Source organism: Pseudooceanicola sp. NS-SX8, assembly GCF_057380755.1.
In genome coordinates this window covers 3,586,300-3,602,500 of record NZ_CM170819.1, presented here as the reverse complement: position 1 = coordinate 3,602,500, position 16,201 = coordinate 3,586,300, and the positions used below count along the sequence as shown (strand labels likewise).

Sequence of the window (16,201 nt, the reverse complement as noted above, 5' to 3'; positions counted from 1 at the left end):
GTGTGACATAGCTCCATGCGTCCTTACTTCCTTCGGGAAGATTGGACGCAAGGAGCTTTCTGTGAAGCCGGCCTGTGAGGGATCCGGTGGAGAGATCACTAGCGAGAATGATGACATGAGTAGCGACAAAGAGTGTGAGAGACACTCTCGCCGAAAGTCCAAGGGTTCCTGCTTAAAGCTAATCTGAGCAGGGTAAGCCGGCCCCTAAGTCGAGGCAGAAATGCGTAGACGATGGGAATCAGGTTAATATTCCTGAGCCGTGCGGTGGTGACGGATCTCGAAGGTAGTTCATCCTTATCGGATTGAATGGGCTGCTTAGAGGTTCCTGGAAATAGCCCCGCTTTAAGACCGTACCCTAAACCGACACAGGTGGACTGGTAGAGAATACCAAGGCGCTTGAGAGAACGATGTTGAAGGAACTCGGCAAAATACTCCCGTAAGTTCGCGAGAAGGGAGCCCGGGTTCAAGGCAACTTGGATCCGGGGGCACAAACCAGGGGGTGGCGACTGTTTACTAAAAACACAGGGCTCTGCGAAGTCGCAAGACGACGTATAGGGTCTGACGCCTGCCCGGTGCCTGAAGGTTAAAAGGAGGGGTGAGAGCTCCGAATTGAAGCCCAGGTAAACGGCGGCCGTAACTATAACGGTCCTAAGGTAGCGAAATTCCTTGTCGGGTAAGTTCCGACCTGCACGAATGGCGTAACGACTTCCCCGCTGTCTCCAACATCGACTCAGCGAAATTGAATTGCCTGTCAAGATGCAGGCTTCCCGCGGTTAGACGGAAAGACCCCGTGCACCTTTACTACAGCTTCACACTGGCATCAGGCACAACATGTGCAGGATAGGTGGTAGACTTTGAAGCAGACACGCCAGTGTCTGTGGAGTCATCCTTGAGATACCACCCTTGTTCTGCTTGATGTCTAACCGCGATCCCTTATCGGGTTCCGGGACCCTGTGTGGCGGGTAGTTTGACTGGGGCGGTCGCCTCCCAAAGCGTAACGGAGGCGCGCGAAGGTTGGCTCAGAGCGGTCGGAAATCGCTCGTTGAGTGCAATGGCAGAAGCCAGCCTGACTGCGAGACTGACAAGTCGAGCAGAGTCGAAAGACGGCCATAGTGATCCGGTGGTCCCAAGTGGGAGGGCCATCGCTCAACGGATAAAAGGTACGCCGGGGATAACAGGCTGATACTGCCCAAGAGTCCATATCGACGGCAGTGTTTGGCACCTCGATGTCGGCTCATCTCATCCTGGGGCTGGAGCAGGTCCCAAGGGTACGGCTGTTCGCCGTTTAAAGAGGTACGTGAGCTGGGTTTAGAACGTCGTGAGACAGTTCGGTCCCTATCTGCCGTGGGTGTAGGATACTTGAGAGGAGTTGCCCCTAGTACGAGAGGACCGGGGTGAACGATCCACTGGTGGACCAGTTGTCATGCCAATGGCAGTGCTGGGTAGCTATGATCGGACAGGATAACCGCTGAAGGCATCTAAGCGGGAAGCCCCCCTCAAAACAAGGTATCCCTGAGGGCCGTGGTAGACCACCACGTCGATAGGCCGGAGATGTAAGTGCAGCAATGCATTCAGTTGACCGGTACTAATGGCCCGATAGGCTTGATACGATCCAGTAGAAGTCAATCACTTCTGCTCAGAAGTCACTAAGACAACAGATTGATATCTCTCATGTGGATTTTTCCTCGGTCTGGTGGTCATAGCACGAGCAAAACACCCGGTCCCATCCCGAACCCGGAAGTTAAGTGCCGTCGCGCTGATGGTACTGCGACTTAAGTCGTGGGAGAGTAAGTCGCCGCCAGACCTAGAAAAAATCCATCACGATGTAACAAAAACCCCTCGCTGCAGATCGCAGTGGGGGGTTTTTGCTTTGCGCCAGAGCCCTGGGCAGGACCCCAGGCATGGAGCCGGACAGACCCCCTCTGCGCCCTGCGTGCAGCCTCCCGACAGCCTCGGAACGCCGCCCGAAACGCCCCGAAATCCGCCCGCGGATCGCCCCTGAAAACGGCCCCGATCACAATGCACAGTTCTTTGCCCAACCCCCTGATATCCCCCGATCTAAACGTCGGTATTACGTCGGTATCACAGCGGTATCACGACTGTCCGAAATCAAACCTCGGAGAAGAGGACTAGGCCACACGTACAGACCCGCCGCTGGCAGGGAAACGGGGCATGAAGGGCAAGGCATCCGACAGGGGAGAGGAGCAGGTCGCGGGGTGACTGGGAGTTGCCGGTCCAAGGGAGAGCGGCAAGACAGCGGCGAGGTGTGTTCGCGACGGGGGCTCTGCCGAAGCGCAGGCGCAAGGGGCCGGGCAAAGGGAGCGCACCGCAGGGGGACCAGTCTTGTTCAGGAAGTCCGACACATGCGGCGGAGAGGTGCGCTGCGGGAAAGAGCTGAGAGGCCCCCGGGGGAGATGTTCGCGGGCGGAGGGAAGTGCAGCGATCTGGTTGCTCCGAGTGATAGCGCCGCGCGTCTGACCTGCAACGTTGGTATCGCTTCCGCGTCGGGTTTTCCTCGCGTCTGGGCGCCTGGGGGCCGGCGGGCGAGACGGCGAGGATGTGGGCCGCATTGGGCCCGGGCAGGGCGTGGGCCCGCCTTGCGGCCCTGGCGGCGCTGGAGGGGCGCTGAGAGGCCCGACGGGTACGTTTGGGGATTGTGGGTGGCCCGCAGGGCTGCGGGCCACCCTGGGCGCTCTCAGGCGGCCTTTGCGGGGCTCAGGGCGTCGACGATGTCGCTGGTCACATCTTCCCAGCTGCGCAGGCGGGTTGCGGCGATGCGCGCTTCGAGGGCCTTGCGGTGCTCCGGGTCTGCCACGAGGCGGCGGCAGGCGGCCAGGATGCTGGGGATGCTCTGCGCATCGCAGTATTCCACCATGTCGCCACCGGCTTCGGGCATGGCGGAATTGTTCGCGACCACGGCCGTCTTGCCGAAATGCAGGCTTTCCCCGATGGGAAGCCCCCAGCCTTCGTAGAAGCTGACCGTGGCGGTGAAGAGGCAGTTCTCGTAGAGGAATTTCAGCTCCGCATCCGTTGGCCGGACCGCGTATTGAATCCAGCCGCCGAGGTTGCCGGTGGCCTTGACCAGCTGCTTGAAGTCCTCGTTGTACCAACCGAACTTGCCCGCCAGCACCAGCTTGGGCAGTTCGAGGTCTGGATCGCGCCGCATGTGATCCCAGGCCTGCGCCAGCCGCCAGAGGTTCTTGCGCGATTCCATGGTGCCCACGACCAGAACGTAGGGGGTCTTGGTCAGGTTGAGGATTTCGCGCCGGTAGAGGCGGCTTTGCTGCACGCGGTCGCGGTAGGCGCCCGGCGGGCCCACGACCTCTGAATTGAGCGGCGAGGCGACATGGCCGAAGTCCTGCGCCAGCGGGACGGCGGTGATCGGCGTGTGCTGGCCGACCTCCGCCATGAAGTCCCGCAGATCCCGCGCCGTGTGTTCGGAGTTGGTGAGGAAGTGGTCGCAGTAGCCCTGCAGCGTCTTCAGCCAGTGGTAGAAGGCCCCGGCAAAATCGCCCGCGATATGTTCCGGGGTGCGGATCGGGATCAGGTCATGGATCATCTGGGTGATCCGTATCTGCTTTTGCGTCTTGAGGTTGAGCATCTCTTCCTCGAACCCGTCGATCGCCCAGGTGGCGCCCAGGACGACCATCTCGTCCCCCGGTCTGGCCAGGCTGGAGACCGGGATGCGGACGACCGGCGGCAGGGGCTGCGACCTGACTGCGGGCTTCACTGGCTCCTGCGGGGCGTCGGAGAAGGCGGTCTGGGTGGCGAGGGATTTGTCCCTGTCGTTCGCCCCACCGGACTTGGCCTTCGTGGATTTGGCCTTTTCAGCCTTTGCCTTCTGGGGGGTGGCCTTTTCGGACTTGAAGGCCTTCCATTGTTCGATGGAGCTGCCGGCCCGGGCGAAGTGCCGCTCATTGCCCCGGGCGGCGTGGTAGCTGCGTTGGAGGTAGTGGAACCAGTACTTGGCAGGCTTGTTGCGGTAGCGTTCCAGGGTGGGGGGCGTGTCCTGCTGCAGACGCGCCCGCGAGCCGAAGAACACCGCCCCCAGGAGGTCGTGATCGAACTCCTTCATCTGGGCGATGAAGTCGGAGGAGATGCACATGAATTCCTTCCGGCCGCCGTCCCAGTAGGAGACCTTGATTGCATCGGCGCCATGCCGCTCAACCATACGTTTGAGCACCTCGAAGTTGACCCTCTGGATGCCGGAGATGGAGCTTTCTGCCGCGATGTAGGAAATGATGTCGGTGACATCAAAGAAGTGCGTTTTCATGTACTTGCCAGTGTTTACTCGTAATGTTCAGGCGGTGCGTCGGCGCCGATTTACCGGAATCTATATCGGCCCTTTCCAGGGGTTGCTACCGGGCAATTTACCCGGCAGTAAAGCGCCCGATGGCAGTGCTTTACTACGACCTTTCCGAGCAGTTCTTGTCCTCCGGGGTGAAGCTGAAATACTACGGCATCGCACGGACGGTGATGGAGGTCGGCTATGAGCTGGCCCGGTCCGACGCGGATGTGCGTTTCGTGATTTATTCGCCGGTGCATGGGCGGTTCTTCGAGGTGACGCCGCGGATCGGGGCAGAGAGCCCCACCGGCGTGCTGGACCCGGGATTGCCCGCAGAGGCGACGCCGATCCGGATCCGAAATTCGTTCCCCAGGAAGAACCGGCTGCGGGATGCGGTCTACCCGGCGGTGCTGTGGCTGGCCCGGCAGATCAACCTGAAGCGCTGGCGCAGCGTGCCCAGGGGCGCGGTGCGGGAGATCGACATGACGGGCAAGCGGCTGGTGTCGCTGGGGCGTCCGAAGCTGATGGCGGATTACCTGACGGTGATGGAGGCCGCGGGGACCTCTGTCCGGCTGATCCCTCTGCTGCACGACATGATCCCGCTTTACGAGTTCAAGCTGTCCTCCAGCAAGGGGTTCGCGGAGTCGTTCAACCACGACAACCGGATCGTGGTGGAGCGCGCCGAGCTGTTGCTGGCGAATTCGGAGTTCACCCGGGACGAGATCGAGAAGATGTCGGAGGAGGGGCATTTGCCGGCGGTTCCGAAGGTGGTGGCGGTGCCGCTGGCGCATGAGTTGCGCCCGACGCAGGAGCCGGTGGAGAAGACCGGCCCGGCGGAGCCCTATGTGCTTTGCGTCGGTATCCTGCGGGGGCGGAAGAACCTGGAATGCGTGGTGGAGGCGCTGTTGCACCTGCACCGGCAGGGGCGGCCGGTGCCGCCGCTGGTCCTTGCCGGGGCGCAGCGCAAGCGGACGGACGCCTATGTGGACGAGCCGCGCTTCGCGCAGATCCGCGAGCGGATCCATTTCGTCACCAACCCCAACGAGGCGGAGCTTCGCGCGCTTTACGAAGGGGCGCTGGCGGTGGCGATGCCGTCGCGGATGGAAGGCTGGGGCCTGCCGCTGGGAGAGGGGCTGTGGCTGGGCACGCCCGGGCTGGCGGCTGAAAGCGCGCCCGCGCTGAGAGAGGTGGGCGGTGACCTGGCGGAGTATTTCGACCCGGAGGATCCCACGGCGCTGGCGGCGCTGATCGACCGGCTGCAGAGCGATCCGGAGGCCTATGCGGCGCTGAAGGCGCGGATCGCCGCGGCCCGGCCGCAGCTGCGCAGCTGGAAGGACGTGGCGGATGGCATCCTGGCGGCGACGGGGGACGCATGACGAAGTTCATGGAGCGGCTGCGCGGCCGGCGCCCGCGTCATCGCCCGATGTTTTCCGAGCAGGACTGGAGCAACCTGACCTGGTTCTGGAACGGCTACCTGAAATCCAAGTCGCTCTGGCTGCTGGCGGTGCTGGGCATGGTCATGCTGCAGGGCGCGGCCTACCAGCAGTTCATCAGCCTGACCGAAACCGGCCTGCGGATCATCTTCCAGAACGCCGATTACGGCGGGCTGGTACGTGTCTGCCTGACCGTCATGGGCATCTTCGCCCTGCGCGCGCTGATGTCGGTGCTGGTGCCCTGGCTGTCGGTGACGCTGGCCAGTGATGCGGTGCTGCAGATGCGCCGGGACCTGATCGACCACATGATGATCCTGGACCTGGCCTATTTCGAGCGCACCTCCTCGGGCGACATCATCCTGCGGTTGGTGAACCAGGCCCAGGACCTGTCCAACTTCGTCGGCCAGACCACCGTGGGCGCGGTGCGCGATGCCGCCACCGTGGTGATCGTGGCCGGCTACCTGATCTACAAGTCGCCGGTGCTGTTCCTGGTCAGTGTCGTCGTCATGCCCTTCATCCCGCTGATGGTCCGGTTCATCTCTGGCAAGATCAAGGGCATCCAGCAGTCGGCGGAAAACGCCATGGGTGCCTACATGACCGGGATCGAGGAAATGTCGAACGGCATGCGCACCGTGAAGATTTCCAACCAGGAGCCGGTGGAGCGCCAGCGCATGTTCCGCGCCATCGACGAGATCAAGAGCCTGACGGTCCGCCTGCAGACGGCCCAGGCGATGATCCTGCCGGTGGTCGACATCCTGTCGGCGCTGGTCTTCGTGCTGGTGATCGGCGGCGGCGGTTACCTGGCGCTGAACGACAGCATCAACCTGGACGGGGCCGACCTGGTGGGCTTCATGATCGGCATGGCGCTGATCTTCGATCCGGCGCGGCGGGTGGCCTCCTTCTTCGTCAACCTGCAGGCCAGCCTGGTCACGCTGGACGGCGTGCGCAGCATGTTCCGGGAGTTGCCGGGCATCACCAGCGCCAAGGGCGCGCTGAAGGATTTCGACCGGCAGGGCGACGTGATCTTCGACAAGGTGCATTTCGGCTACGACGGAAAGCCGCGCCTGTTCGAGGATCTGGACCTGACCTTCGAGGGCGGCAAGGTGACCGCCATCGTCGGCGCGACGGGATCGGGCAAGACCACGATCCTGAGCCTGATGTCCCGCCTCTACGAGGTCGAGGGCGGGGAGGTTTCAATCGGGGGGACCCGGGTCGATCAGCTGCATGTGCCGACCCTGCGTCAGAGCTTTTCGGTGGTGGCGCAGGATATCGTGATCTTCAACGCCTCCATCTGGGAGAACATCCGCTACGTCAAACCCGAGGCGACGGAGGAGGAGATCTGGGCCGCCGCAGCACAGGTGGGTATCGACGACCTGATCCGCGAACGTGGCGATGCACCGCTTGGCCCCAAGGGGGCGCAGCTTTCGGGCGGGCAGAAGCAGCGGGTGGCCATCGCGCGCGCCTTCCTGCGCGGGGCGCCGATCCTGCTGCTGGACGAGGCGACGAGCGCGCTGGACCAGCGGACGGAGGACCGGGTGAAGAAGGCGCTTGGCGTGTTGTCGGAGGGCAAGACGACCGTCATCGTGGCGCACCGCCTGTCGGCGGTCACCCATGCGGACCTGATCTATGTCCTGGACGAGGGCCGGGTGGTCGAAAAGGGCAGCCATGCGGAGCTGATGCAGATGGGCGGCCTTTACGCCGGCATGTACGGCGCGCAGCGGCAGAGCTATGGCTGAGGCAGGTCAGCCGGCGGGTTTCCTGCCGGCTGAGGGGCGGGCCTGACCGGGCGCGACGTTTGGTGCCGGTTCAAGGCCCAGCGTCAGCCCGCCTTCTAACTCAATTTCAGGTCCGGTTTCGGGCCTCCGGTCAGGCCGGTTGCACCAGGTTGGCGAGCAGCCGGAAGGCGCCGGGCACCAGGTGGTCAAGCTGGTGGTGCAGGACCAGGCTGCAATGGCTGTGCCGCCCCTGGCCGATCCGGCCGCTGACCAGGGCGCCCTGCAGGGGGTCCTCTCCCTCGTCCGCCATGGCGAGCAGGGGGGCATAGGCCGGGTCCCAGTCAGAGGCGAAGTAGAGCCCGCGTTCCTTGTTCCAGCCGTCGAAATCCGCAGGGCCGATCCGGTTCGGCCCCGAAAGCAGCGGGTCGTCGGGGGAAAGCAGGGTGACGGGCGCGGCCGGATCGGTGACGCGCCAGCGCAGCGAGGGGCGCCCGATGGTCAGCGGCCGGGGCGGGGTGGTTTCCGGATCCCAGCCCTGATCGGGGCGCTGGTAGAGCGTGAGCAGGTGGCCGCCTGCCTCGACAAAGCTGTGCAGGCGGGCGGTGGCGGCGGCCAGGTCGGGCCGGTTGCCGAAGGCCACGACGCCCACGACGACTGTGGTGAAACGGCCGAAATCCTCATCCGCGGGGATCTGGTCCATCATCGTCACGTCCAGGCCGATCCGGCCCATCCATTCCCCGACACTGTCGCCGGAGCCGATATAGGCGATCTTCGCGCCCTCGGGCAGGGCGAGGTCCAGCGTCAGCACCTTCAGGGCTGCGGGCTGCAGCAGGGTGACGGCGCCGGTGTGCGGGTAATGGGCGGTGGTGGCGGTCAGCGCGGGGGTGCCTTCGATCAGGGGCGTCAGCACGGCGAGGCCCGTTTCGTCGGGGCTGCTGGCGGTGCTGTCGGGTGGCGTGATCGTCAGCCGACGGCCCTGCTGGTCGATCTGCCAGCCCTGGGGCAGGTCGAAGTCGACCGGGGCGCTGTCGGCCATGGTGGCGACAAGCGGGGCGGGGTCGCCGGTGCGGCGGACAAAGGCCGCGGGCCGGGCGGCGAAGCTGCGCGCCGGGGTGAGGTCCGCCGGGGTTTCGAGATCGAGCGGCAGCGTGACGGGGCGCCCGGCGATGCGGCCCGAAAGCTCCACCCAGGTGTGGCCGTTGCCGCCCAGGGGATCGAAGCCTTCGGTGAACCGGGGGGGGATCGGGGCGTCGGGGCTGACGGTGACGGTGAGCTCGGCCGCGCTGCCGGTCAGCGGTACGGGCGCGGCGGTGGCGCCCTGGGGCAGCCTGGCCGCGAGGGTGATGTCGGAGGCGGCCATCGGGGTGGTCTGGGCCAGGTGCAGCCGGGCGGTGGTGCCCGGGGTCAGCCGGGCGGGGGAGAGGGTGGCGACCATGGACAGGCCCGCCGCTTCGGCCATGGCATGGGCCAGTTCGCGGCGCTTGCGGGTGAGGCGGTGGCCGTGGGCATTGGCGAAGACCGGATCCTGCAGGGACTGCGCCGCCTCCAGGTGGGCATCGGCGGCGGCCAGCTGCGGCAGGAGTTCTTCCACGTCGGGGAAGGCGGTGCGGGCGGCAAGGATCGCCTCTGCCGCGGCCAGGATGCGGTCGGTGGCGGGGCCGGAGAGCGGTGCGAGGTCTTCGAGCGTGCGGGGCAGGTCCTGGGCCAGCCGGGTTTCGGCGGTGCCGCCCAGGCGGTGCAGGTCCCAGCTGCGCTGCGGGGTGTCGGACCAGTGGCCCATGCCCTGGGTGGCGTGGCGCAGGCGGGACCACTGGCCGATCTCGCTGAACGCGGCGCCGGTGGCGGCATCGCGGGGCGCGGCCTGGATGCGCAGGGTGGCGGGGGGCGGGGGCAGGGTGTCGTCATAGGTGCCGCCGCCGCCGCCCCAGGCGGGCAGGTAGGGGTGGGTGACGGTCCAGGCGGGCAGGTTGGTGTCGGCCATGGCGGAGGGATCGGCCGCGAGCGCAATGGCGTTGAGCGCGGCGCGGGTCATCGCCCGGTGGTGGCCGTGCTGGCCCGGCACGTCGAGGAAGGTGGGCAGGATCGCATCGGGCCGGTAGATCCGGTAGGCACGCGCCATCCGCCGGGTGATCAGCGCCTCGCCCCAGCGGGCGAAGGTGTCGTCTCCATCCTTGGAAAAGCCGAAGTCATGCACCGGATCCGCCGGGCCGAAGCCGGTCCAGGCGACATCGCAATCCAGCACGCGGGCGGCTTCCTCCATTTCTCGCGTGCGCAGCAGGCCGAGGAGGGCGCCACGTTCGGGGCCAAGCGCGTTCTGGCCGCCTTCGCCGCGCGTCGAACAGGCGATGACCACCCGCATGCCCAGCCCGAAGCGGAACCAGGCCATGAGGCCCGAGTGTTCGTCATCGGGGTGGGCGCCGGTGTTCATGATCGTCAGGACCGACCCCATCCGGGACAGCGCCCGGTCGAGGCGCATCAGCGCGGGGCGGGCTTCGCGGGTGGCGAGACGGTCATGAACGGTCATGGTCTACTCCTGTGACGACGGGACCGGCTCTGCCAGGTCCAGCTGGGGTGTTATCGCGTTGAAGAAGGGCAGGGCGGCGGCGCCGAGCGCGGCCGAACCCTGGCCCGCCTGACCGCGCTGGACGCGGGGCAGGACACGGGCGGGGCGGTTGGCGACGGAGGGCGGGATCTGCAGCCGGGCCACCAGGTCATCCAGCAGGCGGCCGGGCATCTTGCCACCCAGCACCACGGTCTGGGGATCGAAGATGTTTTCGATCAGGCCGATCATCGTGGCCAGCTGCGGCGCGGCGCCGTCCAGCCAGGCCTCGATCGCGGGATCGCCCGCGTCGATGCGGGCGCGGATTTCATCCGCGCGCAGGACCCGGTCGGGGGAGCCGAGGCAAACCGACAGCGCATGGATGGAGGCATACATTTCCAGGCAGCCGGACTGGCCGCACTGGCAGGCAAGGCCGCCGGGGGCGACGGGGATATGGCCGATCTCGCCCGCGTTGCCGAAGGCGCCGCGCAGGGGCTGATCCTGGATGATGGCGCCAAGCCCGATGCCCGCGCCGAAGTAGAGCAGGCAGAAGTGGCCCACGTTCTGCCCCTTGCCGAAGAGCATTTCGCCCACAGCGGCGGCGTTGGCATCATTGTCGACCACCACCGGCACGCCCAGTTCGCGAGAGAGCTGTCCGGCCACGTCGATGTCGGACCAGTCGTGCAGGGTGGTGGGCCCGACGCCCGAAAGCCCCTCGATCCCGAAGGGGCCGGGCATCACGACGCCCACGCCCATCAGCCGCGCCGACTGGCGCGAGATCAGGCGGCGGACCTCTTCGCGGATCAGGGCCAGCACGGGTTCGGGGCGCATGTCATCCAGGGTGAAGCGTTCTTCGAGCCGCAGGTTGCCGCCGATGTCGAGCAGTGTCGCGGTGAGTTCGCCCACCGAGATTTCCAGCCCGATGGTCACCGCGCCGTCGGGGTTGATCGCATACTGGATCGGCGGCAGGCCGCGGCCCGTCCGCTTGCGCCCCTTGTCGAGCAAGAGCCCGTCGGCCACCAGTTCATCAATGATGTTGGCCACCGCCTGGGTGGAGATCCCGGCCAGGTCCGCCAGCGCCTTGCGCCCCAGCGGCCCGTGGCGGCGCAGCAGTTCCAGCAGGACGCGCCGGTTGTGCGATCGCGACCGCCCCGGGTTCTTGCCAAGGGCCAGCGCGCCGGGCGGGACGGAACGGGAAGCTGCTTTGGGTGTCTCTGACTTGCTCACGGAGGATATCACCTTGGCCTTGCGGGGAAGGGGCAACTCTGCCCGGTCCTTCCACGGTGTCAACTGTTCCACGGGCTTTCACTTAACTCAAGTTAATTATCTTATTGACTCGGAGGCCCCGCCCGAGTCAGCCTCGGCCCAGATCCCGGCGCAGGTCATGTACAGGTCATGGCACAGGTCATGGCCTGACCCGGGGCAAGCGTGCAGCGGTGGGCGGGGCCCTCCGGAACGAGACGCGCTCTTTCAGCGGCGATGCCGCACCAACGGAGGTTCAAATGAAACGATTTCTGACGGCTGCCCTTCTGGCAGGTACCGCCCTTGTTCCCGCAACCGCCGCACAGGCCGATGTGGAGATCGAGTACTGGCAGTACATCTACGAAACCCGCGTCACCGCGATGGATCAGCTGATCGAGATGTTCGAGGAAGCCAATCCCGACATCACGGTGAAGCAGGTGACCTTCCCCTATTCCGATTACCAGACCCGGGTGATCGCGGCCAACATGGCGGGCAACGGGCCCGACGTGATGCAGCTGTTCTATGGCTGGACGGACAACTTCGTGAACGGTGGCGTGCTGCAGCCGCTGTCGAAGGAAGCCTTCCCCGACGAGATGATCGAGGACACCTTCTTCCCCATCGTCGGCGCCATGAAGCGCGGTGACGATTACTACGGCCTGCCGACCGCCGTGCGCTCTCTGGCGCTGTTCTACAACAAGAAGCTGTTCGAGGAAGCGGGCATCGAGGCGCCGCCCGCCACCCTGGACGAGCTGGTGGAGGTCGGTGCCAAGCTGGCCAAGAAGGATGCTTCGGGCAACTACACCCAGGTCGGCATGACGGTCGAGATGGGCGGGCAGGATCACCATTGGTGGCGCGAGGTTCTGCTGCGCCAGTTCGGCGGCGCGCCCTACAACGACGATTATTCCGAGGTGACCTACGACAGCGAGGCCGGGATTGCCGCGACCCAGTGGTACACCGACCTGGACAAGGTGCATGGCATCGGCACGCCGGGCTTCATGGATGAAGGCCAGGCCGCCTTCCGCGCGGGCCGTGCGGCGATGACCATCGACGGCACCTTCCGCCTTGGCTCCTTCCGGTCGATCGAGGACTTCGAATGGGGCGTGGCCGAGCTTCCGGCGAATGCGGATGGCATGCGGTCCAACTATGCCTCCTACTTCGCCAACGGCATCGGTGCCGGCGCCAAGGGCGAGGAGCTGGAAGCGGCAGAGAAGTTCCTGACCTTCATCACTTCGCCCGAGGCGATGCAGGTCTGGCTGAAGGTCGTGGGCGAACTGCCGGCAAGCCCGGCCGCCGCCCTGACCGAGGAGAACCTGGCGGATCCGATCTATGCGCCCTTCCTGAAGGGGCTGGAATACGCCCATACCACCACCTTCTATGACGAGGCCGCGCAGCGGCAGGTGGTGATGGACATGGCCAACCGCATCTTCCTGGAGGACCAGCCGGTCGCCGAAAGCGTGGCCGAGGCCGCCGAGGAAGAGCAGGAGATCATCGACGATTACCAGTAATCGTCCTGCTGCCTGCGCCGGGTGGTGATCGCCCGGCGCGGTGCTGTTGCCAGGCTCGGCCCCCCGGGCGCAGGATCGGGGGCAATGCCGTTCGGCCCGGCCCCGGAAGACCTTCGCCCGGGGGCGGCGCTGCCCGCGCCTTCCAAGACCGCCGTTCAAGACCGAAAGGAGCGGATCCATGTCTTTGACTTCCGGGCCATCAAATCCGGCCCCCGCCGCGCCCGAGGTTCGCGCGCCACGCCTGTCGATGCGGGTGCGTCGCGGGCTTTGGGTCTGGGGGTTCCTGGCCCTGCCGGTGCTCTTCTACAGCGTCATCCGCTTCTACCCGACGCTTGACGCCTTCCGGCTGTCCTTCACGGAATGGAACCTGATGCGGCCGCCGAAATTCGTGGGGCTGGAAAACTACCGCGACATGTTCGGGGACGAGGACTTCTGGCAGGTCTTCCGCAATACCTTCGCCTACCTGATCATGGGCACGCCGATCAGCCTGCTGGTGTCCTTCACCATCGCCTATTTCCTCGACCGGGTGCGCTTTGCGCACAACTTCCTGCGGGCGCTCTACTTCCTGCCCTTCCTGACGACCGCCTCCGCCATGGCCTGGGTCTGGCGCTGGTTCTACCAGCCGGCGCCCACGGGCATCATCAACTCGCTGCTGAGTGCGGCGGGCATGGGGCAGCTCGACTTCCTGCGTTCGACCACCTGGGCGCTGCCCTCGATCATGGTCACGGCGATCTGGGCGGGGCTGGGCTTCCAGATCATCATCTTCATGGCCGGGCTGCGCGCCATCCCTACGACCTACTACGAAGCCGCGCGGATCGACGGGGTGGGGGAATGGGCGATCCTGCGCAAGATCACCCTGCCGCTGCTGAAACCCACCACGGTCTTCCTCGTCGTCTTCAGTTCCATCGGGTTCCTGCGGATCTTCGACCAGGTCTACAACATGACCAACAACGATCCCGGCGGGCCGCTGAACAGCACCAAGCCGCTGGTGCTGATGATCTACCAGACCGCGTTTTCATCCTTCAAGATGGGCGCCGCCGCAGCGCAGACCGTGGTGCTGTTCACCATCCTGCTGATCGTCTCCCTTCTGCAACTCTGGGTCATGAGGGAACGCCGATGACCGTCACCGCCACCGATATGCCGCTGCCCAAGGGCAAGATCCGCCCGGGCCGCATCCTGCTGTGGACCGTGCTTTTCATCGGCGGGCTGCTGATGATCACGCCGCTGCTGTTCATGTTCTCCACCTCCCTCAAGACGGCGGGGCAGGTCTATGACCTGCGGCTGATCCCGGCCCATCCGACGCTGGCCAACTACATCCAGCTGTTGACCGAGGAGGGCTTCCTGCGCTGGTTCGTGAACTCGACCATCGTGGCGCTTTGCGTCACCCTGTCGAACTGCTTCTTCGACAGCCTGGTCGGCTATACCCTGGCCAAGTTCCGCTTCCGGGGTCGGCAGGTCGTCTTCATCGCGATCCTGTCGACGCTGATGATCCCGACCGAGATGCTGGTGATCCCGTGGTACCTGATGTCCGCCAACTTCGGCTGGCTCGACAGCTACTGGGGCATCATGTTCCCCGGCATGATGACCGGCTTCGGCACCTTCCTGATGAAGCAGTTCTTCGAGACCGTGCCCGACGACTTCCTTGAAGCCGCGCGCATCGACGGGCTGAACGAATTCACCATCTGGTGGAAGATCGCCATGCCGCTGGTGACGCCCGCGCTGTCGGCGCTGGCCATCTTCACCTTCCTGGGCAACTGGACCGCCTTCTTCTGGCCGCTGATCGTGACCACCTCGAAGGAGCTTTACACCCTGCCCATAGGCCTGACCTCCTTTGCGGTCGAACAGCAGGTGCAGTGGGAAAAGATCATGACCGGCGCGGCGCTGGCGACAATCCCCACGCTGCTGGTCTTCCTGGCGCTGCAACGGTTCATCGTGCGCGGTGTCATGCTGGCAGGCCTCAAGGGGTAACGAGAATGACCATGAACGACACGTCGAAATTCCCCGATCCGACCTACAAGGAGACGGTGCTGGCGCCGCTCTTCGACCATGCCAAGGACGATCACGCCGAAGGCTTCCGGCGCATCGACCGGGCGCATCTGGTGATGCTGGAGGCCACGGGCATCCTGCCGCGCGAGGTCGCGGGCCAGATCGCCCGCGCGCTGGTGGAGATCGACGAGGGGATCGACCCGGCGGAGCAGACCTATACCGGCGAGGTGGAGGATTACTTCTTCCTGCGCGAGGCGGAGCTGAAGGCGCGGGTGGGAGCCGATACCGGCGGGCGGCTGCACACCGCGCGGTCGCGCAACGACATCGACCATACGCTCTTCAAGATGGCGCTGAAGGCCCGGCTGGAGGCGATGATCGGCGAAGCGCGCGCGCTGCTGGCCGCCATGGTCGACACGGCCGACCGGGAGCAGGCGACGCTGATCGTGGCCTATACCCATGGCCAGCCGGCGCAGCCCACGACCTTTGGCCATTACCTTGCGGCGGCGATCGAGGTGCTGATCCGCGATATCGAGCGGCTGGAAGCGGCGCTGGAAGTGGCGGATCTGAGTTCCATGGGGGCTGCGGCGATCACCACCAGCGGCTTCCCCATCGACCGCGCCATGGTGGCGGATCTGCTGGGTTTCCGCGCGCCCCAGCGCAACAGCTATTCCTGCATCGCGGCGGTGGATTACACCACCGGCGCCTATGCGGCGGTGGAGCTGCTGTTCCTGCATCTTGGCCGGCTGATCCAGGATTTCCAGGTCTGGTCGAGCTTCGAGGTGGCGCAGATCCACGTGCCCAATGCCTTCGTGCAGATCTCCTCGATCATGCCGCAGAAGCGCAACCCGGTGCCGATCGAGCATATGCGGCACCTGTCGTCCCAGGCGCTGGGCAAGGCGCGCATGATGAAGGACATCATGCACAACACGCCCTTCACCGACATGAACGACAGCGAGGGCGAAAGCCAGCAGGCGGGATATGGCGCCTTCGAGGCCGGGAGCCGCGTGCTGCGGCTGCTGGCGGCCTTCATCCCGGCGCTGAGGATCAATCCCGACCGGGTCGCGGCCAATATCGACCGCGCCTGCATCACCATCACCGAACTGGCCGATACGCTGGTCCGGGACGAGGGGCTGTCCTTCCGCCAGGCGCATGAGGTCGCGGCCCGGACGGCGAAGGCCGTCGTTGCGGCGGGCACCAGCCTGTCGGAGGGGTTCGCCCCCTTTGCCGAGGCTTTCGCGGCCCAGACGGGGCGGGAGACGACCATGAGCGGGGCGCGCTTCGCCGAAGCCGTCAGCCCGGATTACTTCGTGGCCGTGCGCGACCGTTTCGGCGGTCCGGCCCCCGCCGCCATGGCGGAGGCCATCGCGGCCTACCGCGCGACCCTCTCTGCGTTCGAGGCCGGTGCCCGCAGCCGCGCGGCGCGCGCGGAGGCTGCGGCAGACGCGCTCGACACCGCTTTCAACGCCCTTATCCAAGCCTGACCCAAGCCTGACGGA

9 protein-coding genes and 2 rRNA genes (1 of these 11 cut by a window edge) are annotated in these 16,201 nt (G+C 65.6%); 8 read left to right on the top strand and 3 right to left on the bottom strand.

Going from position 1 to position 16,201, the window contains the following annotated elements:
- A 23S ribosomal RNA gene (locus AC2IR1_RS16475) occupies window positions 1-1,610 on the top strand; it begins 1,219 nt to the left of the window's first position.
- 79 nt (window positions 1,611-1,689) lie between these two features.
- Window positions 1,690-1,804, top strand: a 5S ribosomal RNA gene (rrf, locus tag AC2IR1_RS16470).
- Between the two features lie 891 nt (window positions 1,805-2,695).
- Here rrf and AC2IR1_RS16465 read toward each other — a convergent pair.
- On the bottom strand, window positions 2,696-4,273 hold the full coding sequence (locus AC2IR1_RS16465) for a glycosyltransferase family 4 protein (RefSeq protein WP_486473056.1): 1,578 nt from the start codon (window positions 4,271-4,273) through the stop codon (window positions 2,696-2,698).
- A gap of 119 nt (window positions 4,274-4,392) precedes the next feature.
- Here AC2IR1_RS16465 and AC2IR1_RS16460 point away from each other — a divergent pair, with 119 nt between their 5' ends.
- The gene (locus AC2IR1_RS16460) at window positions 4,393-5,661 is read left to right on the top strand and encodes a glycosyltransferase family 4 protein (RefSeq protein ID WP_486473055.1); all 1,269 of its coding nucleotides are present in this window, start codon (window positions 4,393-4,395) and stop codon (window positions 5,659-5,661) included.
- The gene (locus AC2IR1_RS16455) at window positions 5,658-7,454 is read left to right on the top strand and encodes an ABC transporter ATP-binding protein (RefSeq protein WP_486473054.1); all 1,797 of its coding nucleotides are present in this window, start codon (window positions 5,658-5,660) and stop codon (window positions 7,452-7,454) included. Before AC2IR1_RS16460 ends, AC2IR1_RS16455 begins: the two co-directional genes overlap by 4 nt.
- 130 nt (window positions 7,455-7,584) lie before the next feature.
- Here AC2IR1_RS16455 and AC2IR1_RS16450 read toward each other — a convergent pair whose 3' ends face one another.
- Window positions 7,585-9,957: a PIG-L family deacetylase gene (locus tag AC2IR1_RS16450; RefSeq protein ID WP_486473053.1), complete on the bottom strand. Its 2,373-nt coding sequence runs from the start codon at window positions 9,955-9,957 to the stop codon at window positions 7,585-7,587.
- Between the two features lie 3 nt (window positions 9,958-9,960).
- Window positions 9,961-11,199, bottom strand: a complete 1,239-nt coding sequence (locus AC2IR1_RS16445) for an ROK family protein (protein WP_486473052.1) — start codon at window positions 11,197-11,199, stop codon at window positions 9,961-9,963.
- Between the two features lie 275 nt (window positions 11,200-11,474).
- Between AC2IR1_RS16445 and AC2IR1_RS16440 the strand changes: the two genes are divergently transcribed.
- The 4 genes from AC2IR1_RS16440 to argH all read left to right on the top strand — a co-directional run bounded on the left by AC2IR1_RS16440 (window position 11,475) and on the right by argH (window position 16,186).
- On the top strand, window positions 11,475-12,719 hold the full coding sequence (locus AC2IR1_RS16440; RefSeq protein WP_486473051.1) for a sugar ABC transporter substrate-binding protein: 1,245 nt from the start codon (window positions 11,475-11,477) through the stop codon (window positions 12,717-12,719).
- Between the two features lie 178 nt (window positions 12,720-12,897).
- Window positions 12,898-13,839: a carbohydrate ABC transporter permease gene (locus AC2IR1_RS16435; RefSeq protein ID WP_486473050.1), complete on the top strand. Its 942-nt coding sequence runs from the start codon at window positions 12,898-12,900 to the stop codon at window positions 13,837-13,839.
- On the top strand, window positions 13,836-14,687 hold the full coding sequence (locus AC2IR1_RS16430; protein WP_486473049.1) for a carbohydrate ABC transporter permease: 852 nt from the start codon (window positions 13,836-13,838) through the stop codon (window positions 14,685-14,687). The genes AC2IR1_RS16435 and AC2IR1_RS16430 overlap by 4 nt, the downstream gene beginning before the upstream one ends.
- Before the next feature lie 5 nt (window positions 14,688-14,692).
- Window positions 14,693-16,186, top strand: coding sequence for an argininosuccinate lyase (gene argH, locus AC2IR1_RS16425; RefSeq protein ID WP_486473048.1), 1,494 nt, complete (start codon window positions 14,693-14,695; stop codon window positions 16,184-16,186).
- The last annotated feature ends 15 nt before the right edge of the window (window positions 16,187-16,201 follow it).

Coding starts and splice junctions, on each gene's coding strand:
- AC2IR1_RS16465 (WP_486473056.1), bottom strand. CDS start 4,273: ATGAAAACGCACTTCTTTGATGTCACCGACATCATTTCCTACATCGCG.
- AC2IR1_RS16460 (WP_486473055.1), top strand. CDS start 4,393: ATGGCAGTGCTTTACTACGACCTTTCCGAGCAGTTCTTGTCCTCCGGG.
- AC2IR1_RS16455 (WP_486473054.1), top strand. CDS start 5,658: ATGACGAAGTTCATGGAGCGGCTGCGCGGCCGGCGCCCGCGTCATCGC.
- AC2IR1_RS16450 (WP_486473053.1), bottom strand. CDS start 9,957: ATGACCGTTCATGACCGTCTCGCCACCCGCGAAGCCCGCCCCGCGCTG.
- AC2IR1_RS16440 (WP_486473051.1), top strand. CDS start 11,475: ATGAAACGATTTCTGACGGCTGCCCTTCTGGCAGGTACCGCCCTTGTT.
- AC2IR1_RS16435 (WP_486473050.1), top strand. CDS start 12,898: ATGTCTTTGACTTCCGGGCCATCAAATCCGGCCCCCGCCGCGCCCGAG.
- AC2IR1_RS16430 (WP_486473049.1), top strand. CDS start 13,836: ATGACCGTCACCGCCACCGATATGCCGCTGCCCAAGGGCAAGATCCGC.
- argH (WP_486473048.1), top strand. CDS start 14,693: ATGACCATGAACGACACGTCGAAATTCCCCGATCCGACCTACAAGGAG.